The sequence below is a fragment of the uncultured Nostoc sp. genome, assembly GCF_964245445.1.
Lineage (GTDB): Bacteria > Cyanobacteriota > Cyanobacteriia > Cyanobacteriales > Nostocaceae > Nostoc.
Genome location: NZ_CAXTNE010000003.1, coordinates 39,114 through 54,717 on the forward strand (window position 1 = coordinate 39,114; position 15,604 = coordinate 54,717).

Genomic DNA, 15,604 nt, shown 5'->3' on the forward strand with positions numbered 1-15,604 from the left:
TACAGGTTTAGTGTTCCCAGATATGTGCAGTTGTTTACCAACAATCTGCAAAAGTTTACAGTGGAATTTCAATAAAAAATTCTGTCCCCTCACCCATAACAGAGTTAAAACTCAAGTTGCCACTGTGGGTTTCTTCGACGATAGACTTTGCGATCGCTAATCCTAATCCCGTTCCTTTGCCGACAGATTTTGTAGTAAATAAGTGTTCAAAAATCTTTTGTTTTACTGATTCATTCATTCCCTGACCATTATCAGCAATAGCAATTTTCACGCCATCATTTTCTAGGGAGGTTTTAATTGCAATTCGGTTCGGATTGACCTTAATTTGCTCAAAAGTCCGTCCTGTATTTGATTCATCCAGCGCATCAATAGCATTTGCCAGAATATTCATAAATACCTGATTTAATTGCCCAGGAAAACATTCAACTAGGGGCAAATCCCCATAATCAGTTATCACTTCAATTACTGGACGTTGTTCGTTTGCTTTGAGGCGATGTTTAAGAATTAAAATCGTACTGTCGATACCTTCGTGAATATTAAACGGCACTTTGTAATCTTTATCAGCACGGGAGAAAGTGCGGAGACTGGTACTGATATTTTTGAGGCGATCGCACGCCATCACCATTGAATCAATTATTTTGGGTAAGTCTTCTAAGCTATAATTCAAGTCGATTTCTTCAGCATGGTTAATAATTTCATCACCTGGATTGGGGAGACTTTCTTGATAAAGTTTCAAGTGTTCAACAAGATCCGCAAAGCTGGGTTTAGCTTGTTGAAGGCTGGCATAAATAAAGCCCAAAGGATTATTCATTTCATGGGCTACCCCGGCAACTAAATTACCCAATGCAGACATTTTCTCATTTTGGACAACTTGTAATTGGGCTTGTTGTAAGTCTTGTAATGCTTGCCCGGCTTGTTGATAAAGTTGAGCATTTTCTAGAGATATTGCTGCTTGGGAAGAAAGGAAATTAATAACCCTGAGCCGCTCGCTAGTAAATACCCCTTGAGTCAGTTTATTTTCTAAGTAAATAATACCTACCAAATGTCCTTGATTAATAATCGGGGTACATAATACACTCTGGGGTTTTATTCGGTACATATATTCCCCAATTACACCAGGAATATCTGTTTGCAAGTTATCAATCGCAACTGTTTGTTGCGTATTTTTGACGTAATTGATAATATTTACGGGAATATCTTCACAAGTATCTAGTGGTTGTGCATTAAGAATGCTTTGTATCTCAATATGAGAATTTGCTCCATGATTAATAAAAGTAATTGCCCTAACTTGCCAAGTATTTCCTTGGGGAAGAATTAGTGCAGATTTTTTCGCGCCGGAGTTTTCTAGGATAATGCGGGTGAGGCTAGCAATGAGTTGATCTAATTCTAGAGAACTGGAAATAGCTTGAGCGGCTTTAAGGACAGAGGTAAAATCCAGACTATCGAAAATACAGGTGTTGCCAGTGCTAGAAGTGCCAGTAGATGAGGAAGTGCTACGAAAGCTAATAGTTTCTAAGGGGTTGAGGTTGATTCGTTGCTGTTGCAGAATGGATTGGAGTAGTTGGGGATAGCGTTTTTCTAGGTCTTCTATTTTGGCTTTTGCGCCCCAACGAGCGTAGCAGTAGTATGCTTGATGCATATATACTTGGGCGACTTTTTCTTTACCCCAGTCGAGATAGAATTTGGCTGCTAGTTCATTGCTAAGTGCTTCTTCTTGGATGTAGCCGTTGGCTTTGGCGAGGGAGATGGCGCGATCGTAATATTCCATCGCCTTGAGCTTATCTCCCATTACCCGCGCTGTTTCTGCCTCAACTAAGTCATACTTGTGCAGAAAATTAACAGGAGCATTGCCAGCCCAGTAGTGCATCAGTTTTTGGTTGGTAACTACCTGATTTAGCCAACATTCTTGCTGATTCCAATCTGCCAAAGGCAGTAGCGTTTTACTATCGCAGCTAGAATACTTTGCAAGTAAGCACAAAGAGTAGTAAAAGTTATGTCCCACAACTAACAGTAGACCAAAGGCTCCATCCATATACTCGGTGGCTTTTTCTGCATTGGTTGCAGCCTGTTCATACTGGCCAAAGGTATAAAGGATAGCTGTTTTGGCAACATAGATGGCAAATAGTGACTGATGATTGTGGGTGTTGTGAAGATGTGGCAGCATTTCTGTCTCATCAAAATCAATACCAGTCAGATAATATTGGTGAGAGGATCGTCCGAGTAAGTTTAAGGTGACTTGCCTCCAAATCTGGGCATAATCAACACAATGTTTTTGTTTGAGTTTTAAAAGTAGATCAATATATTTTCCTTGCTTTTCTTCAACAGCATCTAGAGTTTCTCCAATTAAGAATAAATGCGTACACTCAGCCATCATCGAATAACTAGCGTATTCGATATCTCCAACTTCTAGTCCACACTGTATACTTTCCCGTAAAAATGTGAGTGTATTTCGACTATGCTCTTTGTAAGCACAGACAAAAACACCAAAAAGCATATAAATTTTTGGACTAAGTTGTTTACTGTGGTATTGCTCTAGTAGTTTTAAAGATATCTGACCGGAGTGATAAGCGGTATCAACATCTCCGATTACAGCACAAAGAAATATACCATAACTTCCATAGACAAAAGCAGCCAAGGATGAATGTCCCTGTTCAAGACAAAGATGGAGCATTGTCAGTGCTACTGACGGAAACATATCCGGTTTAACATGATGAACAGGAGGTGTAATGCTAATTAGCAACCGCAGTGCGGCCAAAGATTCCAGATTAGTCATTTCTGGAATATTGGCTAAGTTTGTTAAAGTTGGTAATTTCTGCTGTTCTACATCAGGTGATATCAACGAAATTTTTAACTCTTCCAGTGCTTTTAACCCTGTTTCAATAGCTTTAACTTGCTGATCTTGGGCAATATAAATCTGAACTTTCAGTTCATAAGCTTTAATTGTGTCCAAAATCTGCATAGTTTGCTGTAAGATCATGTCTGTCAGTTTGATAGCCTGTTCAAAGTTGGTGTTTAAGTATTCTGCTTTTGCTGCATCTTCATACAGCGCCAGGGTGAGATCGTACTGACTTTGCCAGCTATCTGCTGTTAATAGTTCCATTCCTAGCGTTAGATACTCAATCGCAGCAGTATAGGCAGTGGCAGCCATAGCTTTCCGTCCAGCTAACAGATTTAACTGAACTAGTTGATCTCGTTCGGTCTGTTGAGTAATTAACCTCAACCCCAGGTTCAATTGACTAACAATTTGAAATATTTTCTCTTCTTGCTCGCTTGCAGAAATATTATTTAACAGTAGCTGACCCAGTTTTAAGTGAGTAGTCTGTTTCTGATTTTCTGGAATCAAAGAATAAGCAGCTTGTTGGACACGATCATGTAAAAATTTATAGGTGGGGACTTGGAAATTGGAATTGAAAGGCTTTGAATCAGAATCCTGTCCACTGTGTTGAAAGAATTTATAAATATCACCAGTAGGTAAAAGTAACCCTTCTTCTAAAGCTTTCCACAAATCAGCAGCCGTTTCGATTTCTGATGATTCTGAAACAATTGCCAAAGTTGCTAAATCAAACTGATCGCCAATAGAAGCAGCTAACTGCAAGATGTTTTGAGTTGATTGCGGCAGTCTTTGTAATTGAAGTGCCATAAAGGCAACAACATCGTCTGTAACCACTTGCTGATTCACTTGTGCAATGTCACATTCCCAACAGCCTGACTCAAAGTTAAATTTAATCAGTCTATCTTGATGTAATGCTTTGAGAAACTGTGTAGCGAAAAATGGATTGCCTTGAGTTTTCTGAGATACCAGTCGGGAAAGAGGCAACGCTAAATTCTCAGAACACTTAAGTGTGTCAGCAACTAACTGATTCACTTGTCTTTGACTTAGTGGTGCTAATGTAATCGTATTAATTGTTGCTTGTGTTTTTTCAATTTCACTCAAAGTCAAAATTAACGGATGTGTTCTTTGGACTTCGTTATCACGGTATGCACCAATTAAAAAAAGATGTCCTGTATCAGCCATTAATAACTGTATTAACTTCAGCGATGCTGAATCTACCCATTGTAAATCATCTAAAAACATCACTAATGGATGTTCGGCAATTGTAAACACTTGGGTAAATTTTTGGAATAATAAATTAAATCTAATTTGTGCTGCATTTCCTGACAATTCTGGAGCCGAGGGTTGTTGACCAATAATTCTTGATAATTCCGGGATGACTTCAATAATTACCTGTCCATTTTCACCCACAGCCTCTAATATTTTGCTTTTCCATTGCTGGATTTTGGTATCACTTTCTGTTAATAGTTGCTCCATTAAATCTCGAAATGCTTGCACCAATGCACTTAAGGGAATATTCCGTTGAAATTGGTCAAATTTTCCTTTGATAAAATAACCGCGTTGTCTAACAATCGGTTTATGAACTTCATTAATAACCGCAGTTTTACCAATCCCAGAAAAACCAGCTACCAACATCATTTCTGTTGCACCAAGGCTAACTCTTTCAAATGCTTGGAGTAGGGTTTCTATTTCGTTTTCTCGCCCATAAAGTTTGTCGGGGATAATAAAGCGATCGCACACATCCCGTTGTGCAATTGGGAAACTCTTAATTTCACCAGTTTCTTGGAGTTGAGATAAACAATTTTCTAAATCAAATTTTAGCCCCAATGCACTCTGATAGCGGTCTTCAGCATTTTTAGCCATCAATTTCATCACGATGTCACAGAGAACTTCGGGAATCGGAAAAGAAACCTCACCCGCCTTCGACACCCTCTCCTTACTAAGGAGAGGGTTGGGATGAGGTTTATTCATATTTGGTGGAAGTTTTGCTAAATGACAATGCACCAACTCCATCGAGTCATTTGATTGAAACGGTAATTCTCCCGTCAATAACTCGTAAAAAGTCACACCCAATGAATAGAAGTCAGTACGGTAGTCAATTCCCCGATTCATTCTTCCTGTTTGTTCAGGAGAAATATAACCAAGTGTCCCCTCCAACACATTAGGATTTATTAGTGTTTGAGTTTCCCGTGATAGTAGGGATGCAATACTAAAGTCAATTAATTTAATTTGTTTGGTTTCGGGATTAATTAAAATATTGGCGGGTTTGATGTCTTTGTGAATAATGCGCGAATGGTATAGTATATCTAAGGTGTTGCACAGTGCGATCGCTATCTGTAAAAAGACCGTGAGATTTTGTAGGCTTTCCCCTGTTCCCCATTCTTTCAGAGAAATCCCCCCAAAGTCTTCCATGACTAACGCATAACCATTTTGATAAGGTTCCAGGCTATAAGTTTGGATGATTAGAGGTGAGTTAAGGTTTTTGGCAATAGTGTATTGATTGCGAAACTGTACCAACTCACTGAAACTGGGATAAGGATTTTTCAGCAGTTTAATCACTACAGGTAAAGAGTCACTTTCTCGATAACCGCGATAAACTAAGGTTCTCGAACCATTATAAAGTTGTTCTTTAACTATATATCCGGGGATAGTAACTAGAGTGGTAACCATATTGCTAAATCCTGACGATTTACAGATTTAGTATTCCCAAATGGGTGAAGCAATTCATAATTTAAAAGAATATCAAACAAGAAATTATTCGATATTTGTAGATATGGTGCGTTAGGGCGTTTCGCCTAATGCTGGATATTTTTTTAATTGAAAGCCCCTAAAAGAATATTTTCAAAGGTAGAGAATGTAGCAAAAAAGCTGACCTAAAATTGTCGAAATCAGTATCTTGGGTTTCTACAGCTTTTTGGAGTTTGCTCTGGGACTTGCGATCGCGTATGCTAAATTGAGTCTGATTTGAATTATCTTCTGTGGACAGAAACCGCGAACCGTTTATCAGTCTGGCACTTTACCACGCCTTTAAATGGTCGGTCGTCAGCCCCATGCTTCACGCTTACTTTCGGGGCCAGATTTATGGTGTAGAAAATGTCCCCCAATCAGGGCCGTTACTGGTAGTGAGTAATCACGCTAGTTACTTTGACCCGCCAATTGTCTCTAACTGTGTACGTCGTCCAGTAGCGTACATGGCTAAGGAAGAGTTATTTAAAATCCCAGTTCTGGCGCAAGCGATTAAATTGTACGGTGCTTATCCAGTAAGCCGAGGAAATGCTGATCGCAATGCCATCCGTTCCGCCTTAGAGTATCTCAATAACGGTTGGGCTGTCGGTGTTTTCTTACAAGGTACTCGCACCCCAAATGGCAGAATTACAGACCCCAAAAGAGGCGCACTGCTGCTAGCGGCGAAAGCAAAAGCCCCAATATTACCCGTGAGTGTCTGGGGTACTGAGGAGATTTTACAAAAAGGATCGTCCCTACCTCGCGCAGTTCCCATCACCGTGAGAATTGGTAACTTGATTGATGCTCCCAGTTCCACTAATAAAGAAGAATTGGAAGCTTTAACACAAAAGTGTGCCACGGTAATTAACCAGATGCATGATTTAGGAAGATGAGTTAGACAAGCTCAGATGTATGCTTTAGGGAGGTAGCGATCGCGCCTTAGCCTCTGTATCTTTAAGGTCAATGTGCTCTAGCAATAAAGTCTAACTTTGTGCTTAAATGCAACTGCTAGGCAAATTTACCATAAGTTTTTCTCTAAACAATATATATGAGCGGCTTTGAAGCCAAGAATTTTTGGGAGCGATTAAATAATCTGGCGTTAGTCCGCTTTTTACTTTTAGTTGCTTCTGGCTGGGCAATTGTACAACTTTTAGCTTACTTTGAAACAGTCATTGTTATTTTTACATTTGCTGCAATTTTGGCTTTTTTACTCAGCTATCCTGTACAATGGCTGCGGCATTTTTTGCCCCACGGTGTAGCTGTTGGTGTCGTTTTCTTGTTCAGTATTGTAATTATTGGCAGTCTGATAATTACCGTGAGCTTAACAGTTTTATCTCAAGGACAGCAATTAATTGACAGTCTAACTGGCTTTGTAAATTCTTTAATACCTCTATTAGAGCGACTAGAAGGTTTTTTGCAAAACCGGAATTTACAGATAGATTTAAGTTTTCTTCAAGAACAATTACGAAACCAAGCTGTATCTACTCTTGTTACTAGCTTGGCTGTTTTACAAGGATTTATGACGAATTTTCTGACATTTGTATTGATTGCGGTTGTAGCTTTCTTTATGTTACTAGATGGAGACAAACTATGGGATTTTATCATAAAAATAGTACCAAAACAGCGCCGCAATAGATTTACAAATATAATCAGACGCTCTTTTTTAGGATTTTTTAGAGGTCAGTTGTTATTAAGTGCATTTCTCACAATTACGACTTTCCTAGTTTTTTTATTATTAAAAGTACCTTTTGCTTTAATATTGTCAGTGATAATCGGAATTGTTGACATCATTCCTGGTATAGGAGCGACATTAGCAGTAAGCACAGTAACTCTATTTGTGTTGTCTCAAGATGTTTGGTTAGCATTAAAAGTCTTGATAGCTTGTATTGTCCTCCAGCAAATACAAGACAATTTGATTGCGCCCCGAATTATGCAAGGTGCGCTGAATCTTAATCCTGTAGTAGTATTCTTTGCTTTGCTAGTAGGTGCGAAAGTAGCAGGTTTACTAGGAGTTTTTATATCTATTCCCATCGCTGGAGTCATCGTATCTTTATTTGAAATTGATGAAATGAAAGCAGAGGTTTAGTCATTGGTCATTGCTCATTAGTTATTGACCATTTGTCAGGAACTAGGAACTAGTGAATAATGTAAAAATAGCCATCTATAAATAAATATTGGGAAGTAATGTCGGATTTAAGAGCAGAATTAACAGAAATCTTGGATGAGGCAGAATGGGAGTGGCTAATTCCTCATGTACAACGAGATGCAGTAATTTTGGTGGCACTTGAACTAAACTTGGTAGATGTTGGAGTAGCGATCGCCAGTGATAACATACCATCAGTGGAACTATGGATTAATGAGCAATTAATTACCAAACCAACGACAGTACAAATAGGAGAATGGAACAGTGATCGCACTAAACGATTTAATACTCTCATCGTTCAGCCTTACGTTCTAGTGCAAGAAATAGTTGCTGCTTAATCAGTTTTTTTGGCGTTTTTCATCGGAGTTGAAGTCAACAAAAATGTTGATGTAGTATAAAATACATCAATGTATAAGAAGATGGAAGGAAGCAGAGGGCAAATATACCTCTCGACCATTCACTAAAGCAAAATTTTCTTCTTTAAGATTTAGCCATCTAGCAGCTAGAATTGTTACGATAATTTCAGATTAGATGTTGAAACCTTGATCCAATCTGAAACCTTAGAACTATTAGAATGGCATCGCCTCTGCCAGCACCTTGCTACCTTTGCGGCAACTAAGCTGGGGGCGACAGCTGCGCGTCATCTGAAAATACCCGATTCTCAGATCCAAAGCGAACAGTTGTTAGAGCAAACCAAAGAAGTCTACCAGCTGGAAACTCGTCTGACCGCAGGACTCTCATTTGAGGGAATTCAAGATATTGGCGATTCCTTAGAACGGGCAGAACGCAGTGGAGTTTTGGCAGGGGATGAACTGTTAGCGATCGCTACCACCCTCGCTGGCGCTAGAAATTTGCGCCGTGTCATTGACAATCAGGAAGATTTGCCGATATTGACTGATTTGGTTGCCGATTTGCGGACTTATCCAGAACTAGAACAGGAAATTCACCGATGTATTGATGAACGGGCCCAGGTAACTGACCGCGCGAGTCAAAAACTGGGAGAAATTCGCACAGATTTGCGGCGATTACGCAGCCAAATTACTCAAAAGCTGCAAAATATCTTACAGGCAAAATCTGGAGCAGTTCAAGAACAGCTAATTACGCAACGGGGCGATCGCTTTGTCATCCCCGTAAAAGCACCCCAAAAAGATGCCATCCCCGGTATTGTCCACGATACCTCTACTAGCGGTGCCACACTGTACGTGGAACCGAATTCAGTAGTGCCCTTGGGCAACCAACTGCGGCAGATAATCAGAAGAGAGCAAGCAGAAGAAGAAGCGGTTCGCCGTGCTTTGACAGAACTTGTAGCCGCAGTCAAACCAGATTTAGAGAGATTGTTAGCGATCGCCACCACTTTGGATTTGGCAACTGCTAGATCGCGATATAGTTACTGGCTAGGAGCAAATCCCCCACGATTTATTCAGCGTGAAGACAGGGAAATCATTACCTTGCGGAATTTGCGACATCCTCTGTTAGTATGGCAGCAACAGCACGAACAAGGGCAACCAGTAGTTCCTGTAGATTTGCTCATTAGTCCGCAAATTCGGGTAGTGACAATTACCGGGCCAAATACTGGCGGTAAAACTGTAACCTTAAAAACTCTAGGGTTAGCAGCATTGATGGCCAAAGTGGGTTTATTTGTCCCCGCCCGCGAACCAGTAGAAATACCTTGGTTTGATAAAGTGTTGGCAGATATTGGCGATGAACAATCTTTACAGCAAAGTTTATCCACATTTTCTGGGCACATCCGCCGAATTAGTCGGATTTTAGAAGCATTGGAGAATCGGGAATCGGGAATCGGAAATCGGGAAGAAGAGAATCTAGAAATCCCCACTCCCCAATCACTCGTTTTACTCGATGAAGTCGGTGCAGGAACCGATCCAGTTGAGGGTAGTGCCTTAGCGATCGCCTTGTTGCAATATTTAGCCAACCATGCCCAGCTAACGATCGCCACTACTCACTTCGGGGAATTAAAAGCCCTGAAATACGAAGATGATCGGTTTGAAAATGCCTCTGTAGAATTTGATGAAAGTACTCTCTCACCCACTTACCGTCTGCTGTGGGGCATCCCTGGACGTTCTAATGCCCTGACAATTGCCTTGCGCTTGGGATTGAACCCAGAAGTGGTAGAAGAGGCAAAAATTCAAGTGGGAGAGGCCACAGATGAAGTTAACCAGGTAATTGCTGGCTTAGAAGCGCAACGCCGCCGTCAAGAAACTAAAGCTGCGGAAGCCCAAAGTTTGTTGCAGCAAGCGGAACGTTTATACAAAGAAGTATCCGCAAAAGCCGCAAGTTTGGAGGAAAGGGAAAGCAGTTTGCGGGCTTCACAGGAAATAGCAGTCCAACAAGCGATCGCTCAAGCAAAAGGTGAAATTGCCCAAGTGATCCGCCGTTTGCAGAAAGGTACTCCCACAGCCCAAGAGGCGCAGCAAGCAACTAATGCTTTGAATCAAATTGGCCAACTTTATCAGCCAGCAACGCCAGCAAAACCAAAAGCTGGATTTATGCCCAAAGTAGGCGATCGCGTCCGCATTCCAAAATTGGGACAGATTGCAGATGTAATCACCGCCCCTGATGAAGATGGCGAGTTAAGCGTTCGGTTTGGGCTAATGAAGATGAACGTGAAGTTGCAAGATGTAGAATCTCTAGATGGTCAAAAAGCCGAACCAGTCGTCAAACCCAAGCCAGCCCCAGCAGCAGTAACGCCACCACCGCAAAATGTCCCAGAAATTCGCACCTCGCAAAACACCATCGATTTGCGCGGTAAACGGGTGGCTGATGCCGAATACATTTTAGATAAAGCCATCTCCGAAGCTACAGGCCCAGTCTGGATTATTCACGGGTATGGTACTGGCAAACTGCGACAAGGAGTTCACGCATTTTTGCAACAGCATCCCAGAGTTAACAACTACGAACCAGCAGAACAAGCAGATGGCGGTACCGGTGTTACCGTTGCTCACATCAAATAAAGTGGCAATAAATGTCAAGGGTGCTAGTTCGTCCCATCTGTCTTTATAAAGCAATACGCTTGGGTTAAGGCTTGATCCTCCCTAATCCTCTTTAAAAAGGCTTGTCGTTACCCACATTTTTGTAACAATCAAAGTGCCGCGCTGACCGACATTCAGCCCCGAACTTCAGTTCGGGGCTAATAGCTCAAGTCCACTAAGCGTGGACTGAAATTTTCGCTTTTACAGAAAATAGCTATTTACATCACTTAAAATCTTATATTTAGTCCTCTTAAGAGGACTTTAGCTATTAGACGATTCCCGAATATTTGATGGAGAGTAAAAGCAGTGGCAGAAATGCGACGATGAAAGCATTTCGTGCGTGGATAAGACAGCAAATTAGTAGCCCGATTTAGTTGAAATTGTCATAAATGGCTATTCAAAAAGGTTGTAGCTAGTTGAAAGCACTATCAGGTTGATTCAGAATAAGACAAGATTAGGAAGTTTTCTACCTTTTGTGGTCTCATTTGATTAATTGCTTTTTAAAAAATGCTTGTTTTTTATTCAAGATGAAAGCTACACCTATAGCCAGTAAAATTCCATCCGCGCCCTGATGTTCGGGAACAGAAGTAGAGGGTTCAGTAAATCCATACTTGGCTAAAATTTCTTGCCCTTTTTGTGACAGGATATATTCAGCTAATTTTTCACCATCAGGATCGGCGTTTTTCAGTGTAGTCAATCCATAATTAGCTTTCGTTGCTAAATAGTCGGGTAACTCTACTATTTGCAGATTTTTACCACCTTCTATTGCTTGGGCAGTCTTCCCACTGGTGTAATAAGATAAAAAGATATCTGCCTGCTTTGTTTCTTCTAAAAAGTAGACTAAATTATTTTTGCCATTAGGAACTATAGGAGCATTAGGATTACCACCTACTAATTGCAAAGCTTTCTTCTTCAGAATTTGAGAACTACCAGGTTTAATCTGATTGGTCTTATCAAATATTTGCCATGCATAGTCACCAGATGGATCTGCTATAGGGGTGGAGGTTCCCACCTTAATTTCGGGTTTTAGCAAAAAATCCAACAAATTATCTGATGTGATCCTAAGTCCTGATCTCACAACAGCAGTCATGCGGTTGCTAGTGAAGTTCACTACAGGTTCACTTAAACCTTCTTCAAACAATATCTGAGGGTTCTCAATATCTGCACTAGCAAAAACATCTGCGGATTTTCCATTTTCGGAGAATTCTTGTTCTATAAATTGTCGTGTTAACCCAGACGGGCCAAATCGCGTTTCTACTGGAATTCCATATTTATCGTTAAAAGATTCAGCTACTTCTGTGAGACTATCGCGCAAACTACCAGCACCGTATAGCTTAACCGCGAATGCCTGAGTTGGTATAATGACACCGACAGCACAAGCTATCAGTGAAAAGGCAAAAAAATGCTTTTTCATATTTGTTATATTGCGTTACTATTCTTACCAGTGAATTATCTGTAACCCATACTGAATAACGGGTTTTGGTAAATGTCTAAACTATTACCTCTGCCCATCAAGTTGATAAATGAGTTCTGATATGTGCGTGGTTCGCGGTTAGAGCTATAGTACCAACTAAGTTGGAATAAATCAATTACCCAACATCTTCAAACGCTGACTTTATTAAATTTTTAAGTTTGTCATCAATTGCATAGAGACATCAATCGTCCTGATGTTACCTAACCTGTCCTGAAATAACAGGCTACACACAAGCGAAACTGGGGTGGGATTATGCCCAGCAGCAAGCAGCACCTTTAGCAAACAGGCAAAAAATTTGTATAGTAATTATGTATACATGAAGACAAAATAATAAACATCAATAAATTTCAAAATTTAAAGCCGCAAATAAATTAGGAGGTATTCTGGATAATTACTTAGCGATAATTAGCGGTTAGCATTCAAAACAATAGTCTATTTATACTCTTGTACGGAACTAGCAGCGAAAGTCGGGTAAACCTTAACTAGAATTGATACTTTTTTACTTTGTCGAAAATAAATTTTCATCTAGAGTAGGACAAAGATACCTGCTGTTTACCACATAAAAAAGCTAGATGAAGCCTCTGGCTTAGAGCTATGGGAAACCAAGCTTGATTCTTAAGAGTCTGGTTTCAAAATGGGTAACAGCAACATCCTCTATCAGCTTGATCACCTATGCTAAAAGTTATGCACTCGGCCGCCAACTCAGCCACTCCAAATTCCCAGTGGGAGGATTTAATTAAGCTTCCAGCCCCAAACACAGTTCAATGGGATAATATCAAAACCCAATTAGACTTAGTGCTGTTGGCGCTAGAAACCTTAACTGGGATTGGTTCAGAGGCTATGCTTTCGGCGGCAACTGATCTGAATTTAGAGTCAAGAGTGCCAGACCGCGTAGCTTTATGGCGACTGCGCCAATCAAATCCTCTACGTAAAGGTCAAGGAGGGCGAAAAAAGCTTGATGTCGAAGAAGCGCGATCGCTTGTTCTGATCATCTGCTACCTAGCCAAACAGCACCAGGAATTGATTCGCCGCGCTGTCGGACTGTTGGAACAAATGGCAGAAAATAACCGGGAACCTCACCAGGCTGCTTTACTTGGAGATTATATTGATGCTTTTTGCAACACTTACCAAGAGCGGATGGAAGAGGACGAGAAAATCTCAACGGATTTACTAACTAACCTGGCCCTAAAACTGCTTGTAGATTTACTTTTTTACAGTGCTCCTGGTGGGCATCGCCGTCTCTGGCTAGCACTTATAGACCGTTCAACAAAATTTTAGATTTTAGATTTGAAATTCCTCAACCAAAATTCGCTCATAAAAGTTTGCTAGGTAAGAATTCCTTTTTGATGATTGTTAGCCCTTGGGCAATGCACTATCAGCACTGCTTCCTTCCTTGCACACCAGTTTGCATAACAGAAGGAACCTAACAAAGTTCTGAGTGGAGGAATCCGCCTTTCCAACTTTTCTTTGCAAGCAACTGGCTCAATTTTTTGCAAAATCCCAAATAGTCTTCTTCGCAGTTTCTGCCATGCCTCTATCAAATTCTGTTATTCGTTGCTACACACCCCCTACTTGCACGCTAGAAGTATTCGCGCAAAGCTCCCCTCTGTCGCGTTGGATGGGGAAAACTGTTCTCAAGCACCTGAGCTTTGAGCTTCGTTTTGATGATCCCCGACTACCAGAAGAACACAGAGTTCCAATTCGGGGCGATCGCGATCAACTTGAAGCTTTATGTGATGCAGTCACAAGCTACGTACAGCAATTCCTCCAACAGTCTCCAGAAAGCTTTTGCGTCAGTTTTTCCGATATCCAGGAGTCAAGCACAGCATTAGGTGAGCCGGAATTAAAGTCCTCTACAAAAACATTAAATTCCTTTAGTACCCAGATTCCTGGGGCAAATATCCGCTTAGAACCAAGCAGCCATTTAACTCACAACTTATTTCTCGGTTCTCTCGCTAACCAATCATCCGGCCCCGTAATTCAACTCAGTCTACTGCAACTATTCGATTTGGCCAGTGCTTTAGATGAGTACTCAACTGATGTCATGGCACTCCCAACTCTCAACAGCACTTCGACTCTGAGATTCCCTGCTTGGGCACCTGTTGCCGCAGTATTAGTATTAGGTGTAGGTTTTTTACCAGTTACTTGGCAATATGCTAACAACCTTAGGGAAAAGCAACAGCAGACAGCCAAAACCGCAGATCCATCAGCAGTAAAGGCTGCTTTAGAAACTTCACCTTCACTAAACTTTCCCACGCCTCAACCTGGGCTAACTGCCCCATCAGAGAATTTGCTAGGTTCCACTCCTCCACTTTCCACATCCACTTTACCCCAACCACCTCTAACAGCCCCTAGTTCTAGTTTCTCTACAGCGCCACCTCTAAATGTACTGACAATACCTCAGGGCAAGACTTCAACCCTTTCCACTAATCAAGCGATGCCTTCTCTGCGAGACGCTACGCGAACGACGAGCTTCTCTACGAGACGCTCCGCGAACGCTAACGCACCATCTAGCAAAATTTCAGGTCAGGAAATTGCTATATTACCAAATCTTGCACAGAATCCTACGGGGTCAAGTACCCAACCTGGTACTCTTTCTAAGCTGCGGGATTTGCCACCCAGGCTATCTTCTAACACAAGTAGCTTACCAACTAATATATCACCAGTTGTCCCCCCATCTCTTGACACCATACCTAATAATGGCAATACTCCTACCCAACCCTCCCCACTAACCTCACAACAGCTAGAGGAAAGAATTAATTCTCTACAGCAACCTTCTCCTGGAGAGAAACCTGCTTCACAACTTTCTTCCTCTAGAACTGCCAATAATCCTTTTATCGATCAATTAGGGAACGAACGCCAAAGCCCCACATCCACAGAAGTGGCTACTGGCACATTATTTGATACACCTCAAGTAGCAGAAGCTAGAGAATACTTAAAAAAACGTTGGCAACCACCCACTGGACTAGGACAAACATTAGAGTACAGTTTGATAGTCAGTGTTGACGGCACTATTGAACGAATTATTCCTCTCAATAAGTCAGCAAGAGACTTTGTTGATAACGCTGGGATGCCTGAAGTTGGTAAGCCTTTTGTTTCCGCTAATAAACGCGGACAAAATGTCAAAATTCGAGTTGTTCTCACTCCTGATGGCAAAGTACAGACTTTTCCAGATGAATAAAATTAAATTAATCAGTTTAATCTGAGATATTGCACTAGTCACAACAACCGCCTAATAATGAATTACTCTTGCTTATAGCTAAAGTCGTCTTTAGACGACTAAAAACAGTTTGAGTCCACTTGAGTGGACTTTGGCTATTAGCCTCAGCCTTCAGTCTGAGGCGGGCTAGTACCGCAAGGCGGAAGTCAAAAGTCAAAAAAATTCTAAAGTTATACAGAATTAATTACACAACGTCATTGCGAATGTAGCGTTTGCGGTAGCG

The 15,604-nt window shown here is 41.1% G+C and carries 8 protein-coding genes; 6 read left to right on the forward strand and 2 right to left on the reverse strand.

Translation table 11 applies throughout. The annotated features are described in order from the left end of the window. Positions 1-55: 55 nt before the first annotated feature. Positions 56-5,503: an AAA family ATPase gene (locus tag ACFE90_RS00990; protein ID WP_375496919.1), complete on the reverse strand. Its 5,448-nt coding sequence runs from the start codon at positions 5,501-5,503 to the stop codon at positions 56-58. 308 nt (positions 5,504-5,811) lie between these two features. On the opposite strand from ACFE90_RS00990, the gene ACFE90_RS00995 reads away from it, so the two are divergent. The 4 genes from ACFE90_RS00995 to ACFE90_RS01010 all read left to right on the forward strand — a co-directional run bounded on the left by ACFE90_RS00995 (position 5,812) and on the right by ACFE90_RS01010 (position 10,669). Then, positions 5,812-6,450: a lysophospholipid acyltransferase family protein gene (locus ACFE90_RS00995; RefSeq protein WP_375496921.1), complete on the forward strand. Its 639-nt coding sequence runs from the start codon at positions 5,812-5,814 to the stop codon at positions 6,448-6,450. A gap of 155 nt (positions 6,451-6,605) precedes the next feature. Continuing rightward, a complete protein-coding gene (locus tag ACFE90_RS01000) occupies positions 6,606-7,643 on the forward strand; it encodes an AI-2E family transporter (RefSeq protein WP_375496923.1) in 1,038 nt (345 codons plus the stop codon). Between the two features lie 98 nt (positions 7,644-7,741). Next, complete coding sequence (locus tag ACFE90_RS01005) at positions 7,742-8,038, forward strand: DUF2288 domain-containing protein (RefSeq protein ID WP_375496925.1); 297 nt, start codon at positions 7,742-7,744, stop codon at positions 8,036-8,038. Between the two features lie 204 nt (positions 8,039-8,242). Beyond that, positions 8,243-10,669, forward strand: a complete 2,427-nt coding sequence (locus ACFE90_RS01010; protein WP_375496927.1) for an endonuclease MutS2 — start codon at positions 8,243-8,245, stop codon at positions 10,667-10,669. Between the two features lie 499 nt (positions 10,670-11,168). Here ACFE90_RS01010 and ACFE90_RS01015 read toward each other — a convergent pair whose 3' ends face one another. Continuing rightward, the gene (locus ACFE90_RS01015) at positions 11,169-12,101 is read right to left on the reverse strand and encodes a molybdate ABC transporter substrate-binding protein (protein ID WP_375496929.1); all 933 of its coding nucleotides are present in this window, start codon (positions 12,099-12,101) and stop codon (positions 11,169-11,171) included. Between the two features lie 732 nt (positions 12,102-12,833). Here ACFE90_RS01015 and ACFE90_RS01020 point away from each other — a divergent pair. Then, positions 12,834-13,439, forward strand: a complete 606-nt coding sequence (locus ACFE90_RS01020; protein ID WP_012406938.1) for a DUF3038 domain-containing protein — start codon at positions 12,834-12,836, stop codon at positions 13,437-13,439. Positions 13,440-13,689: 250 nt separating this feature from the next. Further along, complete coding sequence (locus tag ACFE90_RS01025; RefSeq protein ID WP_375496931.1) at positions 13,690-15,342, forward strand: DUF4335 domain-containing protein; 1,653 nt, start codon at positions 13,690-13,692, stop codon at positions 15,340-15,342. Positions 15,343-15,604: the final 262 nt, after the last annotated feature.

Bases quoted from the DNA above. Each gene is read 5' to 3' on its own strand.
- ACFE90_RS00990 (WP_375496919.1), bottom strand. From the start codon at position 5,503: ATGGTTACCACTCTAGTTACTATCCCCGGATATATAGTTAAAGAACAA.
- ACFE90_RS01000 (WP_375496923.1), top strand. From the start codon at position 6,606: ATGAGCGGCTTTGAAGCCAAGAATTTTTGGGAGCGATTAAATAATCTG.
- ACFE90_RS01005 (WP_375496925.1), top strand. From the start codon at position 7,742: ATGTCGGATTTAAGAGCAGAATTAACAGAAATCTTGGATGAGGCAGAA.
- ACFE90_RS01015 (WP_375496929.1), bottom strand. From the start codon at position 12,101: ATGAAAAAGCATTTTTTTGCCTTTTCACTGATAGCTTGTGCTGTCGGT.
- ACFE90_RS01020 (WP_012406938.1), top strand. From the start codon at position 12,834: ATGCTAAAAGTTATGCACTCGGCCGCCAACTCAGCCACTCCAAATTCC.
- ACFE90_RS01025 (WP_375496931.1), top strand. From the start codon at position 13,690: ATGCCTCTATCAAATTCTGTTATTCGTTGCTACACACCCCCTACTTGC.